Origin of the sequence: Aeromonas sanarellii, assembly GCF_000820085.1 — a bacterium.
GTDB lineage: Bacteria > Pseudomonadota > Gammaproteobacteria > Enterobacterales > Aeromonadaceae > Aeromonas > Aeromonas sanarellii.
Window position 1 is genome coordinate 56,640 of record NZ_CDBN01000087.1, and the last position, 15,551, is coordinate 72,190.

General features: G+C 63.7%; 13 protein-coding genes and 1 tRNA gene. 7 read left to right on the forward strand and 7 right to left on the reverse strand.

The window, feature by feature from the left end:
• Positions 1 to 3: 3 nt before the first annotated feature.
• From pyrI to BN1132_RS15935, 3 genes are all read right to left on the reverse strand, one after another.
• On the reverse strand, positions 4 to 468 hold the full coding sequence (pyrI, locus tag BN1132_RS15925; RefSeq protein WP_042078768.1) for an aspartate carbamoyltransferase regulatory subunit: 465 nt from the start codon (positions 466 to 468) through the stop codon (positions 4 to 6).
• Positions 469 to 484: 16 nt separating this feature from the next.
• The gene (gene pyrB / locus BN1132_RS15930; RefSeq protein ID WP_042078770.1) at positions 485 to 1,405 is read right to left on the reverse strand and encodes an aspartate carbamoyltransferase; all 921 of its coding nucleotides are present in this window, start codon (positions 1,403 to 1,405) and stop codon (positions 485 to 487) included.
• A 274-nt stretch (positions 1,406 to 1,679) separates the two neighbouring features.
• The gene (locus BN1132_RS15935; protein WP_042078771.1) at positions 1,680 to 2,222 is read right to left on the reverse strand and encodes a hypothetical protein; all 543 of its coding nucleotides are present in this window, start codon (positions 2,220 to 2,222) and stop codon (positions 1,680 to 1,682) included.
• Between the two features lie 202 nt (positions 2,223 to 2,424).
• On the opposite strand from BN1132_RS15935, the gene BN1132_RS15940 reads away from it, so the two are divergent.
• Both BN1132_RS15940 and BN1132_RS15945 read left to right on the forward strand, forming a co-directional pair.
• Positions 2,425 to 2,501, forward strand: a tRNA-Trp gene (locus BN1132_RS15940).
• 209 nt (positions 2,502 to 2,710) lie between these two features.
• Positions 2,711 to 4,081, forward strand: a complete 1,371-nt coding sequence (locus tag BN1132_RS15945) for a phosphatidylserine decarboxylase family protein (protein ID WP_042078772.1) — start codon at positions 2,711 to 2,713, stop codon at positions 4,079 to 4,081.
• A 47-nt stretch (positions 4,082 to 4,128) separates the two neighbouring features.
• Here the strand turns inward: BN1132_RS15945 and BN1132_RS15950 are convergent, their stop codons facing one another.
• Positions 4,129 to 4,647, reverse strand: coding sequence for a class IV adenylate cyclase (locus tag BN1132_RS15950; protein ID WP_042078773.1), 519 nt, complete (start codon positions 4,645 to 4,647; stop codon positions 4,129 to 4,131).
• Positions 4,648 to 4,887: 240 nt separating this feature from the next.
• Here BN1132_RS15950 and BN1132_RS15955 point away from each other — a divergent pair, with 240 nt between their 5' ends.
• Positions 4,888 to 6,777, forward strand: coding sequence for a methyl-accepting chemotaxis protein (locus tag BN1132_RS15955; RefSeq protein WP_042078775.1), 1,890 nt, complete (start codon positions 4,888 to 4,890; stop codon positions 6,775 to 6,777).
• Positions 6,778 to 6,838: 61 nt separating this feature from the next.
• On the opposite strand, the gene BN1132_RS15960 is transcribed toward BN1132_RS15955, so the two are convergent.
• Both BN1132_RS15960 and BN1132_RS15965 read right to left on the reverse strand, forming a co-directional pair.
• The gene (locus BN1132_RS15960) at positions 6,839 to 7,345 is read right to left on the reverse strand and encodes a lipocalin family protein (protein WP_042078777.1); all 507 of its coding nucleotides are present in this window, start codon (positions 7,343 to 7,345) and stop codon (positions 6,839 to 6,841) included.
• A 1-nt stretch (position 7,346) separates the two neighbouring features.
• Positions 7,347 to 8,270 (reverse strand): AraC family transcriptional regulator, encoded by a 924-nt coding sequence (locus tag BN1132_RS15965; RefSeq protein ID WP_042078778.1) that lies wholly within the window; start codon positions 8,268 to 8,270, stop codon positions 7,347 to 7,349.
• Positions 8,271 to 8,388: 118 nt separating this feature from the next.
• On the opposite strand from BN1132_RS15965, the gene yqhD reads away from it, so the two are divergent.
• From yqhD to BN1132_RS15985, 4 genes are all read left to right on the forward strand, one after another.
• On the forward strand, positions 8,389 to 9,549 hold the full coding sequence (gene yqhD / locus BN1132_RS15970; protein ID WP_042078779.1) for an alcohol dehydrogenase: 1,161 nt from the start codon (positions 8,389 to 8,391) through the stop codon (positions 9,547 to 9,549).
• Between the two features lie 506 nt (positions 9,550 to 10,055).
• Positions 10,056 to 11,582 (forward strand): Re/Si-specific NAD(P)(+) transhydrogenase subunit alpha, encoded by a 1,527-nt coding sequence (gene pntA / locus BN1132_RS15975; RefSeq protein WP_042078780.1) that lies wholly within the window; start codon positions 10,056 to 10,058, stop codon positions 11,580 to 11,582.
• 11 nt (positions 11,583 to 11,593) lie between these two features.
• Entirely contained in the window at positions 11,594 to 13,078 is a 1,485-nt protein-coding gene (gene pntB / locus BN1132_RS15980; RefSeq protein ID WP_042078782.1) for a Re/Si-specific NAD(P)(+) transhydrogenase subunit beta, read from the forward strand.
• Positions 13,079 to 13,398: 320 nt separating this feature from the next.
• Positions 13,399 to 14,691 (forward strand): L-cysteine desulfidase family protein, encoded by a 1,293-nt coding sequence (locus BN1132_RS15985; protein ID WP_042078783.1) that lies wholly within the window; start codon positions 13,399 to 13,401, stop codon positions 14,689 to 14,691.
• Positions 14,692 to 14,765: 74 nt separating this feature from the next.
• On the opposite strand, the gene BN1132_RS15990 is transcribed toward BN1132_RS15985, so the two are convergent.
• The gene (locus tag BN1132_RS15990; protein WP_042078784.1) at positions 14,766 to 15,521 is read right to left on the reverse strand and encodes an outer membrane protein assembly factor BamD; all 756 of its coding nucleotides are present in this window, start codon (positions 15,519 to 15,521) and stop codon (positions 14,766 to 14,768) included.
• Between the last annotated feature and the right edge of the window lie 30 nt (positions 15,522 to 15,551).

Here is a 15,551-nt window from a genome sequence, read left to right on the forward strand (position 1 = left end):
AAATCAGTAGCGCTCGCTGACGATCTCCTGGGTGAAGGACTTTTCGCAGTACTTGCACTTCATGCGCACCGCACCTTTCACCTCGCGCACCCGGAAGTAGCTGTCCACCGGCTCGTTGTGGGAGATGCAGTTGGAGTTGGGGCAGTGGAACACCCCGGCGATGAACTCCGGCAGCGCCAGCTGGTGCTTCTTCACCACCACGAAGTCTTCGATGATGTTGACGGTGGCCTTGGGGGCGAACAGCGCGAGCTGGTTCGCCTGCTGCTCGGTCAATCGGGTGTTCTCGATCTTGATGAGATCCTTCTTGCCCAGGGCGCCGGATTTCAGGTTGAAGCCGACGGTGATCCGCTCCTGGGTCTCGATCAGCTGGAACAGCTTGAGGATCTTGATGCCCTGGCCGGCGGGGACGTGGTCGATGACGGAGCCGTGACGGATGGCTTCGACTTGCAGTTGGTTCTTCTCGGACATGATGTTCCCCTTTCCCTTAGACGGTTTCGTTCAGTACCAGTGCCAGCAGTGCCTGGCGCGCATAGACCCCGTTCTCCGCCTGCTGGAAGTAGTAGGCGTGGGGGGTCTTGTCGACGGCCACGTCGATCTCGTCGACCCGGGGCAGGGGATGCAGGATCTTCATGGTCGGCTTGGCCCCTTCCAGGGTGGCCAGTTCCAGCACGAACTTGGCGGCCATGTGCTTGTACTCGGTCTCGTCGAAGCGCTCCTTCTGGACGCGGGTCATGTAGAGGATGTCGAGCTCCGGCATCACCTCTTCCATGGTCTCGTGCACGCTGAACTGGATGCCCTTCTCCTCCAGCTCCTCGCACAGGTAGTCCGGCATGGCCAGCGCCTCGGGGGAGATGAAGAAGAAGCGGCAGTTGAACAGGCTCAGGGCCTGGGCCAGGGAGTGGACGGTGCGGCCGTATTTCAGGTCGCCGACGAAGGCGACGTTGAGGCCGTCCAGGCGCCCTTGCGTCTCGTGGATGGAGAAGAGATCGAGCAGGGTCTGGGTCGGATGCTGGTTGGAACCGTCACCGCCGTTGATGACCGGCACCCGGGAGAACTCGGAGGCGAGGCGGGCGGCGCCCTCCTTCGGGTGGCGCATCACCACCGCATCGGAGTAGGAGCCGATGATCTTGATGGAGTCGGCCAGGGTCTCGCCCTTCTTGGCGCTGGTGTTGCCGCCGTCGGCGAAGCCGATGATGTTGCCGCCCAGGCGCTGGACGGCAGTTTCGAACGACAGTCGGGTACGGGTGGAGGCCTCGAAGAAGCAGCTGGCGACCAGCTTGTCTTTCAGCAGGCGGCTGTCGGGTTCGGCCTTCAACCGCTGTGCGGTGGCGACCACCAGTTCCATGTCGGACCGGGTCAGATCCGAGATGGAGATGACGTGTTTGTTATAGAGTGGATTGGTCATCGTCTGCATTCCCTTTGACATCAATGAAGGTTTTTCCGGCACAAAAAAAAGCCCCTGAAACAGGGGCTCTTTTTAAAAACAACTGGGGATCTGTGGGGCGGGAACCGGAAACAACGGGGCCGCTCTGGTGCGCTCCACCCGTCTGCAAGGCTGCTTTTTTCATCAAAAACGGCATCGTCCTGTCCCGACCTTTTTTCAAACCGGACAGATTATAGGGCCGCTTTTTGAATTGTCAAAAATTTATTTGATAGGCAGGATTCGCCTGGGAAAACGTTTAAGTATCGCGAACGGGCCGGCAAATCCACAGCTCATGTTCATTTCGCAGCGGCGCGCCGTCTTCGGCCATGCTGCGCAGGTAGCCGAGTCTGTGGTGTCCCTCCAGCAGGCAGTATGGGCGGGGCAGGGGCTGGCCGTCGGGGTAGCAGGCATCGGGCTCGGGTTCCAGCACTATGATGGGTTCGGACCAGGTGCCGAGACTCAGCATCTTCTCCCCGAGCCAGGAGCGGCGCACGTAGCGATTGTGGCGCAGCATCTCGCCCCAGCGGTCGATCACCTCCATATGGCGGGAGTCGATGTTGGCGACAATCTGCGCCGTGGGCCAGCGTTCCCGCTCGAAGCGGTGGCTGGCGAGGTCGATAAAGCTCCAGTTGGATTCAAAACCGCGCCAGTGGCGGTAAATCCACTGGGCAAGCACGTTCGGGGGAATGAAGGGCACCAGGGGATAGACCCGCTCGAGGTAGTCAGCCAGGGACTCGGTTTTGCGCTCATCCCGGAAGTTGAGCGGTGCAAGTTGTTGCAGCAGTCGGTAATTGAGCATGGGCGGCCTCCCTGTACCTGATTTCACCCTACCCCCATTTGTGTCCCATTCCTACCCCGTTGGGGCTGCAAATACAGCAGCTTACCCCTGCTCCTTGCAAGAATGACGGGGATTTGCTCGTCATTTGTTCGATCGCATCGAAAGTGAGAAAAAAAGCCTTTACCTTTGAACCCCGCTTTGTATACTACGCCTCGTTTGTTGCAGGGGCGTAGTTCCAATTGGTAGAACAGCGGTCTCCAAAACCGATGGTTGCGGGTTCGAGTCCTGCCGCCCCTGCCATTTTTCAGAAAGGCCAGCTCATTGAGCTGGCCTTTCGCATTTCCGACGTTTGCCGCCGCCTCCGTTAGCCTCTTTTCCCCCTCTTCGCCGCTGCCATTTCTGCCAATGGAGGCCGCTTTTCCCCTGTGCTACACCTTGCTTCCTGCCAGATGGCGCCCTCAGGCGCATCGCATCCGGCGGGCCCAAGGCGCTTCAACAAGGAGAGAGCGATGAACAAGGCAGTGGATACGCGTCACCCCCATGCCCATGCCGGTGGCTGGGTCCCCCGGGATCAGGCCCATGTGGCGCGCTGGGTGCAGCGGCTGCGTCAGGCGGTCACCCGCCAGCCGCGCCCGCTGGTGGCACCAATCGCCGGGCTGAAGGCGCTGGTGGAGCAGGATCCTGTCCTGCATCTGCAGGCCCAGGCGATGTTTGACGAGGCGTGGCAGCACGAGCAGAGCACGCCGCTCGGCCAGATCGAGGTGCGCAGCTTCGACGAGTTCCTGTTGCTGCTCAACGGCATCATGACCACGGCCCCGGAGGCCTATCAGGATGTGAAAACCCAGGAGCCTGCCGGGCTGATCGGATTTCCCATCAATGCCCTGCTCAACTGGCCCATGGCGACGGCTGCCGGCTACGACTTCTTCGCCAATGCGCTGGTGAACCAGCAACTGCGCAAGATCCTCGGCTACTGGGCCGACTTCCTGCAAAGCCCCGCGTCCCGCTATGTGCTGACCGAGTCGGTGAGCCCCCTGGATCGCCAGACCCTGATCGTCCCCTGGCTCGGCGAGGCGGCGAAGGAGGAGATGGTCCGGGTGGCTCAGGGGGCACTCGGGGCCGGTGACAACCCCACCCCAGACCGCTTCGAGGAGATCTTCCACACCGTGCCGGGAGAGCAGTACGAGGGCTTTGCCAGCTGGGACGACTTCTTCACCCGCCGTTTCTGCCCCGGCGTGCGGCCGGTGACGGCCCCGGATGATGACAGCGTGATCGCCAACGCCTGCGAATCGGCCCCGCTGCAGGTGGTCAGAGGGGTACGGCGGCAGGATGCCTTCTGGCTCAAGGGGCAGCCCTATTCCCTGGACAACCTGCTGGACTTCGACCCGCGTGCCGCCGTGTTCGAGGGGGGCACCCTCTATCAGGCCTTCCTCAGCGCCCTCAGCTATCACCGCTGGCACAGCCCGGTGAGCGGCACAGTGCGCTCGGTCAAGGTGGTCAACGGCAGCTACTACCTGGCCAACCGCCATCAGGGTTTCGACAATCCGGAGGGGCCCGACCCGAGCGCCCCCAACCAGTCCCAGCCCTTCCTCACCGCGGTGGCGACCCGGGCACTCATCTTCATCGAGGCGGACAACCCCAAGATCGGCCTGATGTGCGTGGTGCCGGTGGGCATGGCGGAGGTGTCGAGCTGCGAGGTGACGGTGCAGCCGGGGCAGCGGATCGCGAAGGGGGAGCAGCTCGGCATGTTCCATTTCGGCGGCTCCACCCACTGCCTGCTGTTTCGCCCCGGGGTCGAGCTGGCGTTCGACTTCTACGGCCAGCAGCCGGGGCTGGAGGCGACCAACCTGAGGATCAACACGGCGCTGGCGCGGGTCGGATAACCCCGCCTCCGATAGCACGAGGCCGCCTTCGGGCGGCCTTGTTGCATTCAGGCCTGCTGCCGGAGAAGCAGATCCAGGTAGGCACCTTCTATCAGTTGGGAGGGCTCTACCTCAAGCTGCGCCATGATGTCGTTGGCTTCCTGCATCCCCGCCTCAAGCGGCTCGTCATCCTCCAGCACCACCTCCAGTTCGAGGAAGTGGCCAAGCCCCTGCACCTGATCGAGGTGGATCCGGGTTCTGCCGACCAGCAACAGGGTGCGCTTCTTCTGCACCCTGCCGATCTGGCCCCAGGCCAGGCTGAGGGTCTCCCGCAGGCGATCTGGTTCATGTGTCGGGGTCAGCTGATAGAAGCTCTCCTTGGGGCCTTGTTGATCGGCGCGGCGGTAGAAGATGAGCTCGCCGGCCGAGGGGGAAAAGGTTCGCAGCTTCAGACGACCGGCGTCACAGCGAAAGAAGGAGTCATCCTGCTCGATCTCGACGGGGCCCTGATCGGCGATGGCGAGTGCCTTGGGGAGTAGATCATCTATCCGCTCTATGCTGGCTTTGATCTCGATATTTCGGGGCATGGCAGGTTTATCTATCAGGGTTTGAAGGAGTCCACCCTAGCACGGATTGCGTCCCTGCATAGCCATCTGTCGAGACGGATATCGGCTGAAGACTTGGTAGTTTTTCGTGACCCACGGCACAACCTGTTGCCGAGTCATGATAAATCAACAGGATTCACTAAAGTCTGCTCCTCATACTGCCGATAGATCTACCAAGATGGGGGTATTTCCGACCCCCGGCTACCACAAGGATTCGTTGTCATGACTCTCTCGTTGCGCGGCAAGTTGCTCGCGGCCAGCCTGGGGGTAGTGCTGCTGATGGCAGCCCTGCTCGGTATCGTCGCCTTCCATACCCTCAAATCCCGCACCCTGGGCGCCATCCAGAGCGAGGCGGTCAACTACGGCCACGCCCACTCGGTGGCCATCGGCAACTGGCTGGCGGATCGCAAGCACGCGGTCGATGCCCTGGCCGCCGTGATTGCCGACAATCCCGAGACGACCCTGGTGCCGCACCTGCTGCAGACCCGCACCTCGGGCGGCTTTGGTCTGACCTACTTCGGCTCGGAGCAGGGAGAGATGACCCGCCACGATCCCTCCCTCAACACCGCCAACTACGACCCCAGGGTGCGTCCCTGGTATCAGAACGCCAGCAAGGCGGGTCGACTCATCGTCACCGCTCCCTATGTCAGCGTGACCATGCAGCAGATGGTGGTGACCCTGGCCGAGCCGGTGAGCCACCAGGGCCGGGTGATCGGGGTCGCCGGGGCGGATCTCTCCCTCGATGCCCTGATCGACGAGGTGCTGGCCATGAAGGTACAAGGGGAGGGCTACGCCATGCTGCTCGATCGTGCCGGCCTCATCGTCGGCCACCCGAACAAGGAGCTGGCGCTCAAGCAGGTGGCGGAGCTGGATCCCGGCCTCACGGGGGCGGCGCTGGATGCGTGGAGCCGGGACGGCGAGCTGCACGGCGCCAACCTGAACGGGCGCGAGGTGCTGCTCTCGGTGCAGGGGGTGCCCGGCACCGACTGGCTGCTCGCCATGGTGATGTACAAGGACGTGCTGGAAGCCCCGCTCGCCACCCTGCTGTGGCAACTGGTGGGGCTGACCCTGGTGCTGCTGCTGGTGTTCGGCACCCTGCTCATCGCCATGTTCAACTACCTGTTCGCCGATCTCGGCCGGGTGTCGAAGGCGCTTGCCGCCATCGCCCACGGGGAGGGGGATCTCACGGTGCAGATCGCCACCAGCAGCAAGGACGAGGTGGGGCAGCTGGCCCAGAACTTCAACCTGTTCGTGACCCGGCTGCACGGCATCGTCAGCCGGTTGCGGGACGTCACCATAGAGCTGGCGGCCCAGTCCAGGACCCAGGCGGCGGGGGCCGAGGCGCGCAGCCAGCGGGTGCGCCAGCAGCAGGACGAGATCGTCATGGTGGCGACCGCGGTGACCGAGATGGCCTCCGCCACCCAGGAGATCGCCGGCAACGCCGAGTTTGCCGCCACCACCGCCGGGGAGGCGGTCAGCCTGGCCGTCGCCGGCCAGTCCCAGGTCGGCCAGAGCCAGCGCAGCATCACGGGGCTGGCGGACGAGGTGTCCGACGCGAGCCAGACCATTCACGAGCTGGATGGCCACGCCCAGCAGATCAGCGGCATCCTGGCCACCATCAGCGGCATCGCCGAGCAGACCAATTTGCTGGCGCTCAACGCCGCCATCGAGGCGGCCCGGGCCGGGGAACAGGGGCGGGGCTTCGCCGTGGTGGCGGACGAGGTGCGGGTGCTGTCGCGCCGCACCCACGACTCCACCGCCGAGATCCAGCAGATGATCGAGGCCCTGCAGCAGACCACCCGCCGCGCCGTGGGCGGCATGGAGACCAGCCGCCGGCTCGCGGGCACCAGCGTGGAGGATGCGGAATCCGCCAACCAGAGCCTGGCGCGGATCAACGAGGCCATCGGCTCCATCAGCGACATGGCGACCCAGATAGCGGCGGCGGCCGAGGAGCAGACCTCGGTGACCGGCGAGATCAGCCGTAACACCGAGAACATCCGCCACGTCTCCCAGGCGCTGGCGGAGCAGGCCGGGGAGGAAGCGGCTCAGGCCGCCGAGCTCAAGTCACTGACCGAGCGGCTGGAGCAGGAGATCGGGCGCTTCCGGCTCTGATCCTCCCGCCATTCAGCCAAGAAAAAGGGCAGCCCGCGGGCTGCCCTTTTGTGTTGCCGGCTCAGGGGGTCTGACTGACCCGGATCAGCTGGTCGGTGGCAAAGCCGAGCGCCCTGGCTTGCGCGATCAGGGCCTGCACCTTCTCCTCGGGCGGGTTGGGGGTTCGCGAGAGGATCCAGAGGTACTGGAGGTTGTAGCTGCTCACCAGGGAGAGCTCGTAGTCGGTCGCCAGCACGTTGTAGCTGCCGTAGAAGGGGCCGAAGAAGCTCACCTTTAGGCGTCCCTCGTCGCGCTCGCCCACGAAGTAGGCGCGCCCCTCGGCCTCGCGCCACTGGCCGTCCTCGTCCTGGCCCCGGTTCAGCACCCTGACGCCGCCGTCGTCCCTCAGGCTGTAGCTGGCGGTGACCCGGTTCAGGCCGCGCTCGAAACCGTGATCGAGGCGGGCCACCTCGTACCAGGTGCCCAGGTAACGGTCGAGCTGGAAGGGCTTGACCACCTGATGTCCCGGTGGAATGCCGGTGCAGGCGGTGGCCAGCAGGGTCAGAACGAGCAGGATCAGCGTGCGCATGTCATCCCTCCACGATACGCAGTTGTCCCGAGCGAAAGCGTGCCGCGTGTTCGCTCGGGGTGTTGCCAAAGAAGCGTTTGTATTCGCGGCTGAACTGGGAGCCGCTCTCGTAGCCTACCTTGTCCGCCGCCACCCCGGCCTTGAGGCCGTCGTGCAGCATCATCAGCCGCGCCCGGTGCAGGCGCAGGGTCTTGATGTACTGCAGGGGCGAGGTGGCGGTGGCCGCCTTGAAGTGGTGGTGGAAGGCCGAAACGCTCATGTTTGCCTCCCGGGCCAGCTCCTCCACCGTCAGGTTCTCGGTAAAGCGCTGCTCCATGATACGCAGCACCCGAGCGATCTGGCTCACCTGACTGTGACGGCTGGCCATGGCGAGCAGGGCGGGGGCCCCCGCCTCGTGCAGGGCGTGGAACAGGATCTCGCGCACTATCTGGGGCCCCAGCACCCGGGCGTGGAGCGGCTTGTCCATCACGTCGATGAGGCGCTCCACGGCGCAGAGCATGGTCTCGGAGAGGGGCACGGAGACCACGCCGCGACCCGGCTCCGCCGGGGCGGGAGCCGCGTCCCCCATCTCCAGCAGCAGGGCCTGCAGCGCCGCCACGTCGATCTCCACCGAGAGCCCCACCAGGGGGGATTCGGGGGAGGCGAAGCACTCGCACTCGCAGGGCAGCGGCAGGGTCATCATCAGGTAGTGCTCGGGGTCGTAGCGGAAGGTGAAGTCCGAGAGGTAGCCCACCTTGTGCCCCTGCAGGATGATGATCATGCGCGGGCGGTAGAGCACCGGGATGCGGTCGTGGTGCTCCGTGGTGTAGATGAGGTGCACGCCGGGCACGGGGGCGGCGGTGATCCCCGGGTGCGGCGCCAGGGCGGCGAGTCGGGAGGCGAGGGCGGACTGGTGGGTCGCCGCAACGGGCTGATTTGTACTCATTTATCCAGGCTCAGTAGAAATAGGCAAAAAATCGGCAGAAAGCTCCCTTGATGGTAGGTGGTTATAAGAGAAAAATGCAACCCATACCTTACCGACTACGACCACTCCGGGAGATCCCATGAACAACTTCATCCTGCACACCCCCACCAAGGTGCTGTTCGGCAAGGGCCAGGTGGCCCAGCTGCGCGGCCAGATCCCCAGCGACGCCCGCATCCTCGTCACCTACGGCGGTGGCAGCGTGGTGCGCAGCGGCCTGCTGGACCAGATCCGCAGCGAGCTGGATGGCCTGACCCTGTTTGAATTTGGCGGCATCGAGCCCAACCCCACCTACGAGACCCTGATGGGCGCCGTCGAGCTGGCGCGCGCCGAGCGGATCGACTTCCTGCTCGCCGTTGGCGGTGGTTCCGTGCTCGATGGCACCAAGTTCATCGCGGCCGCCGCCCACTACGATCCGGCCAGGGATCCCTGGCACATCCTCGAGACCGTGGGTGGCGAGGTGGCCTCCGCCATTCCCCTCGGCAGCGTGCTGACCCTGCCGGCCACCGGCTCCGAGATGAACATGGGCGCCGTCATCACCCGCAAGAGCACAGGGGACAAGCAGCACTTCTTCTCGCCCTTCGTGATGCCGCGCTTCGCCGTGCTCGACCCCGTGCTCACCTATACCCTGCCCGCCCGTCAGGTGGCGAACGGTGTGGTGGATGCCTTCATCCACACCCTGGAGCAGTACCTCACCTACCCGGTGGACGCCAAGGTGCAGGACCGCTTCGCCGAAGGGCTGCTGCTGACCCTGATGGAGGAGGGCCCCAAGGCGCTGGTGGAGCCGGAAAACTACGACGTGCGCGCCAACATCATGTGGAGCGCCACCCTGGCGCTGAACGGCCTGATCGGGGCCGGCGTGCCCCAGGACTGGGCCACCCACATGCTGGGCCACGAGATCACCGCCCTGCACGGTCTGGACCACGCCCAGACCCTGGCGGTGGTGCTGCCTGCCCTGCTCAATGCCAAGCGCGAGCAGAAGCGCGCCAAGCTGCTGCAATACGCCGAACGGGTCTGGGATTTGCGCAGCGGCAGCGAGGCCGAGCGCATCGACGGTGCCATCGCCGCCACCCGCGACTTCTTCGAGCGGATGGGGGTCAAGACCCGGCTGCGGGATTACGTGGCCGACGCCCAGGTCGACGCCCTGCTGGCCAAGCTCGAAGAGCACGGCATGACCAGCCTGGGGGAGCACGGCGACATCGACCTGGCCCAGAGCCGGCATATTTATGAGGCCGCCTGGTAAGCAGAGCACGCCTGAACCGGGCCGCAGGCCGGGTTGCACGAGGGGGCCCGACTCCGCCGGATGGCGGGGCTGCGGCCCCCTGATCGTTGCAAAATGGTTACTTTTTCCTTTTTCATCTCATCAGATGAGCCAACGGCAGATTTCATAAGAACAAAAAACGCTAAGGTAGAGAGCGGCCAAAACATTTTTTTTGACTGGTTGGATCACTTTTTTTGGCGCTTTTTGCTGGTATAAGCCCCTAATTTGGTTTGTTTTTTTTAATCGTGCGCCGGGATGGGTTGAATTCTGTACCCGACCGTCCGGGGCCGTGGTTGTAATAAAACTCCAAAATTTGATACTAATCACCCTCGCGCCTGAAAAGCGGGGGCCTGACCGTGACAGGAGGTCGAGGTGAAGCCTGCTGATTTTCATAACAAAGGGCCCGTGACCTGCACTTTGATCATGCCTTGTCCCCTCAGACATGAGAGACTGGGTAATGATTGTTTATTAACCATCAGGGAATAGTCATGCAGATTGGAATACCGAGAGAGAGTCTCGCCGGTGAGACCCGGGTCGCAGCGACCCCGGCCACTGTCGAGCAGCTGAAAAAGCTCGGCTTCGAGGTTGCCATCGAGGCCGGTGCCGGCCTGCGAGCCAGCTTCGATGATGCCGCCTTCGAGGCTGCCGGTGCCAGCGTGGTACCGAACGTCTGGCAAGCCGACCTTGTCTTCAAGGTCAACGCGCCGACCGAGGCCGAAATCGCACAAATTAAGGATGGTGCCACCCTGGTGAGCTTCATCTGGCCCGCCCAGAACCCCGAGCTGGTCAAGAAGCTTTCCGCGCGCAACATCAATGTGATGGCGATGGACATGGTGCCGCGGATCTCCCGTGCCCAGTCCCTGGACGCCCTCTCTTCCATGGCCAACATCGGTGGGTATCGCGCCGTGGTGGAAGCCGCACACCAGTTCGGTCGCTTCTTCACCGGCCAGATCACCGCCGCCGGCAAGGTGCCGCCCGCCAAGGTGCTGGTCATCGGTGCCGGTGTGGCCGGTCTGGCCGCCATCGGGACCGCCGGTTCCCTCGGTGCCATCGTGCGTGCCTTCGATACCCGTCTGGAAGTGGCCGAGCAGATCGAGTCCATGGGTGGGGAATTCCTCAAGCTGGACTTCGGCGGCGAAGATGGCGCATCCAGCGACGGTTACGCCAAGGTGATGAGCGAAGAGTTCATCAAGGCCGAGATGGAGCTGTTCGCCCAGCAGGCCAAGGAAGTGGACATCATCATCACTACCGCCCTGATCCCGGGCAAGCCGGCACCCAAGCTGATCACCAAGGAGATGGTGGACAGCATGAAGCCGGGCTCCGTCATCGTGGACATGGCGGCCCAGGCCGGCGGCAACTGCGAATACACGGTTCCGGGTGAACTGCATGTCACCGACAACGGCGTCAAGGTGATCGGTTACACCGATCTGCCGGGCCGTCTGCCTGCCCAATCCTCCCAGCTCTACGGCACCAACCTGGTGAACCTGATGAAGCTGATGTGCAAGGAGAAGGACGGCAACGTCGCCATCGACTTCGAAGACGTGGTGCAGCGCAACATGACGGTGGTCCAGGCCGGTGAAGTGACCTTCCCGCCCCCCGCCATCTCCGTCTCTGCCGCCCCGCAGAAACCGGCTGCCGCCAAACCGGCCGCCAAGAAGGAAGAGGCCAAGCCCTCCAACAAGAAGTTCGTGTTCGGTGCCCTCGGCATCGCCGCCTTCGGTTGGGTGGCCGCCGTGGCGCCTGCCGCCTTCCTCTCCCACTTCACCGTCTTCATCCTGGCCTGCGTGGTCGGTTACTACGTGGTGTGGAACGTCTCTCACGCCCTGCACACGCCGCTGATGTCGGTCACCAATGCCATCTCCGGCATCATAGTGGTCGGTGCGCTGTTGCAGATTGGACAAGGGTCGACCCTGGTCACCGTGCTGGCCTTTGTCGCCGTGCTGATTGCCAGTATCAACATCTTCGGTGGCTTCACCGTCACTCAGCGCATGCTGAAGATGTTCCGTAAGGATTAAGGGGGTTTAACGTGTCTCAAGGACTGGTAACAGCATCCTATATCGTTGCCGCCGTGCTCTTCATCCTCAGTCTCGCGGGACTGTCGAAGCAAGAGACGGCCAAGCATGGCAACCTGTTCGGTATCGCGGGGATGGCCATCGCCCTGCTCGCCACCGTCTTCAACCCGGAAACCAGTGGCGTCCACTGGATCATCCTGGCCATGGCCATCGGTGGCGCCATCGGCGTGCGTCTGGCCCTCAAGGTCGAGATGACCGAGATGCCCGAGCTGGTGGCCGTGCTGCACAGCTTTGTGGGCATGGCAGCGGTGCTGGTGGGCTTCAACAGCTTCATCGATCTGCACCCCTCCGCCCCCGCTGAAGTGGTGGTCTCCGTCGGTTCCAACCTGGATGCGACCCTGGCAGCCGCCCGGGCGGCGTTCGAGCAGGCGGCAAGCATAGCCCAGGTCGAGCACCTCTCCGGCGCCATGCTGAACATCCACCTGGTCGAGGTATTTTTAGGCGTCTTTATCGGTGCCGTGACCTTCACCGGTTCCGTAGTGGCGTTCGGCAAGCTGCGTGGTCTCATCTCTTCCAAGCCGCTGATGCTGCCCCATCGTCACAAGCTGAACCTGCTGGCCGTGGTGGTCTCCTTCGCGCTGATGATCCACTTCGTCAACGCCGGTGGCTCCACCTTTGCCCTGCTGGTGATGACTCTGATCGCCTTCGCCTTCGGCTGGCACCTGGTGGCCTCCATCGGCGGCGCCGACATGCCGGTGGTGGTCTCCATGCTGAACTCCTACTCCGGTTGGGCGGCGGCGGCGGCGGGCTTCATGCTCTCCAATGACCTGCTGATCGTCACCGGTGCCCTGGTGGGTTCCTCCGGTGCCATCCTGTCCTACATCATGTGCAAGGCGATGAACCGCTCCTTCATCTCCGTGATCGCCGGTGGCTTCGGCTCCGACGGCGTGGCCTCCACCGCCGAGCAGGAGCTGGGCGAATACCGCGAGACCAACGCGGAAGACGTGGCCGACATGCTGAAGAACGCCCACTCCGTCATCATCACCCCGGGCTACGGCATGGCGGTGGCGCAGGCGCAGTATCCGGTGGCCGAGATCACCCACAAACTGCGTGAGCGCGGCGTCAAGGTGCGCTTCGGTATCCACCCGGTGGCCGGTCGTCTGCCTGGTCACATGAACGTGCTGCTGGCGGAAGCCAAGGTCCCCTATGACATCGTGCTGGAAATGGACGAGATCAACGAGGACTTCGGCGATACCGACGTGGTGCTGGTGATCGGGGCGAACGACACCGTCAACCCGGCCGCCATGGAAGATCCGGGCAGTCCCATCGCCGGCATGCCGGTGCTGGAAGTGTGGAAGGCGCAGAACGTCATCGGCTTCAAGCGCTCCATGAACACCGGCTACGCCGGGGTCCAGAACCCGCTGTTCTTCAAGGAGAACACCCAGATGCTGTTTGGCGATGCCAAGGCCAGCGTCGAGGCCATCCTGAAGGCGCTCTAAGGGTCGATGGGATGAGACAAGAGGAGGCTTCGGCCTCCTTTTTTATCGCCTGTTTTTTACCGGGGCCAAGGCATTGATGGCAAAGAGATTCGCCGGGATGGCGGTGCGCGCGTGCCGGCGGCAGCGCAGCAATCCGGTGACCTTGCCCCTGCGGGAAGGCATAATGGCGGCAAAAGGGGAGCGGGCTCAATTTTATTTGATATCCGCCCCGTTAGAATCAAATTAAGTTGCATGAACAGGGTGGCCCGGCGGGCCACCCCGAGGCGTGACCCGACACCGTCATGGGATGACCGCGGTACAGTGAACCAGAGAAACCACAGATGAAAGCACAATGGACCGACTTTATTACCCTGCTCAAGCGTGAAGTGGTGCCGGCCCTGGGCTGCACCGAACCCATGTCGGTGGCCCTGGCGGCGGCCAACTGCCGCAGGCTGCTGGGGCAGGTGCCGACCCGGGTGAGCGTCTGGGTCAGCGGCAACCTGTTCAAGAACGGCATGGGGGTGGGGGTGCCGGGCACCGGCATGATAGGCCTGCCGGTGGCGGCGGCCGTCGGCCTCACGGGGGGCAACCCGGACGCCGGGCTGGAGGTACTCAAGGCCCTGATGCCGGCCCAGGTGGAGGCCGCCAAGGCGCTGCTGCCCATCATCCAAGTGGATGTGAAGGACGTGCCGGACGTGCTCTACGCCGAGGTGCTGGCAGAGGTGGAGGGCCACAGCGCCCGGGTGGTGATCTGCACCGACCACACCCGCATCGTGCTGATGGAGAAGGATGGCGAGGTGCTGCTGGCGCAGGACAGCGCCCCGGGCGTGCAGATCCAGCCCGCCAGGTCCGACAAGCCCGCCATGACCCTGCGGGAGATCGTCGACTTCGCCCTGCAGGCGCCCCTGGCCGAGATCGACTTCATCCGCGAGGCGGCCAGCATGAACCAGGCGCTGGCGGACGAGGGGCTGCAGGGCTATGGCCTGCGCATCGGCAAGATCCTGACCGAACAGGTGGAGCGCAAGCTGCTGTCCGACGATCTGATGACGCTGGCCATGCGCCTGTCGTCTGCGGCCTCCGATGCGCGGATGGACGGTGCCATGCTGCCCGCCATGTCGAACTCGGGCTCCGGCAACCAGGGCATAGCCGCCACCATGCCGGTGGTGGCGGCCGCCCGTTTCCTCAAGGCCGATGACGAGCAGCTGGCCCGCGCCCTGGTGATGAGCCACCTGGTGGCCATCTACATCAAGATGTACCAGAACAAGCTCTCCGCCCTGTGCGCCGCCAGCACCGCCGCCATGGGATCGGGGGCCGCCATCACCTGGCTGCTCGGCGGCCAGTTCGAGCAGATCAGCCACTGCATCAACAACATGATTGGTGACGTCTCCGGCATCATCTGCGACGGCGCCGGCAGCGCCTGCTCCATGAAGGTCTCCACCTCCACCTCGGCGGCGGTGAAATCCTCGCTGATGGCCATCAACAACCTGCGGGTGCCCCAGAGCGAGGGGATCGTCTCCGACGACGTGGATCAGACCATCGCCAACCTGGGGCGCCTCTCCAAGCAGGGGATGCTGGACACCGACATCGAGATCATCAACATCATGCGGGCCAAGCAGCAGGGTAAGGCCAGCTGACGAGCCGCAAGCCGGCATAGACCCATAAAAAAACCGGAGCCACTGGCTCCGGTTTTTCATTGTCCGTTGAACGCTCAGCCGCGGCCGAGGCGATTGTCCGGGTAGTTCTTGGCCAGCACTTCGCGGGCGTGGCGGGCCAGGGTCGGCATCTTGAGGGTGTCGTAGGCGTTGACCATGATCTCCAGCGCCTTCTCGGTTTCCGCCGTGTCGGGGTAGGTCTCGACGACCAGCTTGGCGCGGTTGGCGGCGGCGATCAGGGCGTCACGCTTGACGTAGTACTCGGCCACCCCCAGGTCGTAGCGGGCGAGGCGGTTCTTCAGGCCGATCATGCGGGCGCGGGCGTCGGCTGCATACTGGCTGTTGGGGTAGTTCTGCAGCAGGGTCTTGAAGTCCTGGAAGGCCTGACGGGCGTAGGAGGGGTCCTTGTCATCCCGATCGATGCCCAGGAAGTCCTGGAAGAAGTTGTAGTCTGCCGCCATGTTGGTCAGACCGCGCATGTAGAAGACGTAATCGATGTTCTTGTGCGCCGGATTGAGGCGGATGAAACGGTCGATGTTGGCGACCGCCTGGGCGGTGTCGTCCTGCTTGTAGTAGGCGTAGATGAGGTCGAGCTGTACCTGGTTGGAATAGGCACCGAACGGGTAGCGGGAATCCAGCGCCTCCAGCAACTCGATGGCATTCAGGTAGTTGCCTGCATCCAGCTTGAGCCGGGCTTTATGGTACAGGACTTCCGGCGGTTCGTCGGGAACCTTGGGTTTGGTGCTGGAACAGCCAGTGATCAGGGTGGCAACCAAGGCGAGCGACATCAGCAGGTGAGACTTCTTTCCCATCAACAACATCCGGTCCATTTCCACGAAATT

What these genes read in the sequence shown, in the direction of transcription:
- pyrI (WP_042078768.1), bottom strand. Translation starts at nt 468, where the DNA reads ATGTCCGAGAAGAACCAACTGCAAGTCGAAGCCATCCGTCACGGCTCC.
- pyrB (WP_042078770.1), bottom strand. Translation starts at nt 1,405, where the DNA reads ATGACCAATCCACTCTATAACAAACACGTCATCTCCATCTCGGATCTG.
- BN1132_RS15935 (WP_042078771.1), bottom strand. Translation starts at nt 2,222, where the DNA reads ATGCTCAATTACCGACTGCTGCAACAACTTGCACCGCTCAACTTCCGG.
- BN1132_RS15945 (WP_042078772.1), top strand. Translation starts at nt 2,711, where the DNA reads ATGAACAAGGCAGTGGATACGCGTCACCCCCATGCCCATGCCGGTGGC.
- BN1132_RS15950 (WP_042078773.1), bottom strand. Translation starts at nt 4,647, where the DNA reads ATGCCCCGAAATATCGAGATCAAAGCCAGCATAGAGCGGATAGATGAT.
- BN1132_RS15955 (WP_042078775.1), top strand. Translation starts at nt 4,888, where the DNA reads ATGACTCTCTCGTTGCGCGGCAAGTTGCTCGCGGCCAGCCTGGGGGTA.
- BN1132_RS15960 (WP_042078777.1), bottom strand. Translation starts at nt 7,345, where the DNA reads ATGCGCACGCTGATCCTGCTCGTTCTGACCCTGCTGGCCACCGCCTGC.
- BN1132_RS15965 (WP_042078778.1), bottom strand. Translation starts at nt 8,270, where the DNA reads ATGAGTACAAATCAGCCCGTTGCGGCGACCCACCAGTCCGCCCTCGCC.
- yqhD (WP_042078779.1), top strand. Translation starts at nt 8,389, where the DNA reads ATGAACAACTTCATCCTGCACACCCCCACCAAGGTGCTGTTCGGCAAG.
- pntA (WP_042078780.1), top strand. Translation starts at nt 10,056, where the DNA reads ATGCAGATTGGAATACCGAGAGAGAGTCTCGCCGGTGAGACCCGGGTC.
- BN1132_RS15985 (WP_042078783.1), top strand. Translation starts at nt 13,399, where the DNA reads ATGAAAGCACAATGGACCGACTTTATTACCCTGCTCAAGCGTGAAGTG.
- BN1132_RS15990 (WP_042078784.1), bottom strand. Translation starts at nt 15,521, where the DNA reads ATGGGAAAGAAGTCTCACCTGCTGATGTCGCTCGCCTTGGTTGCCACC.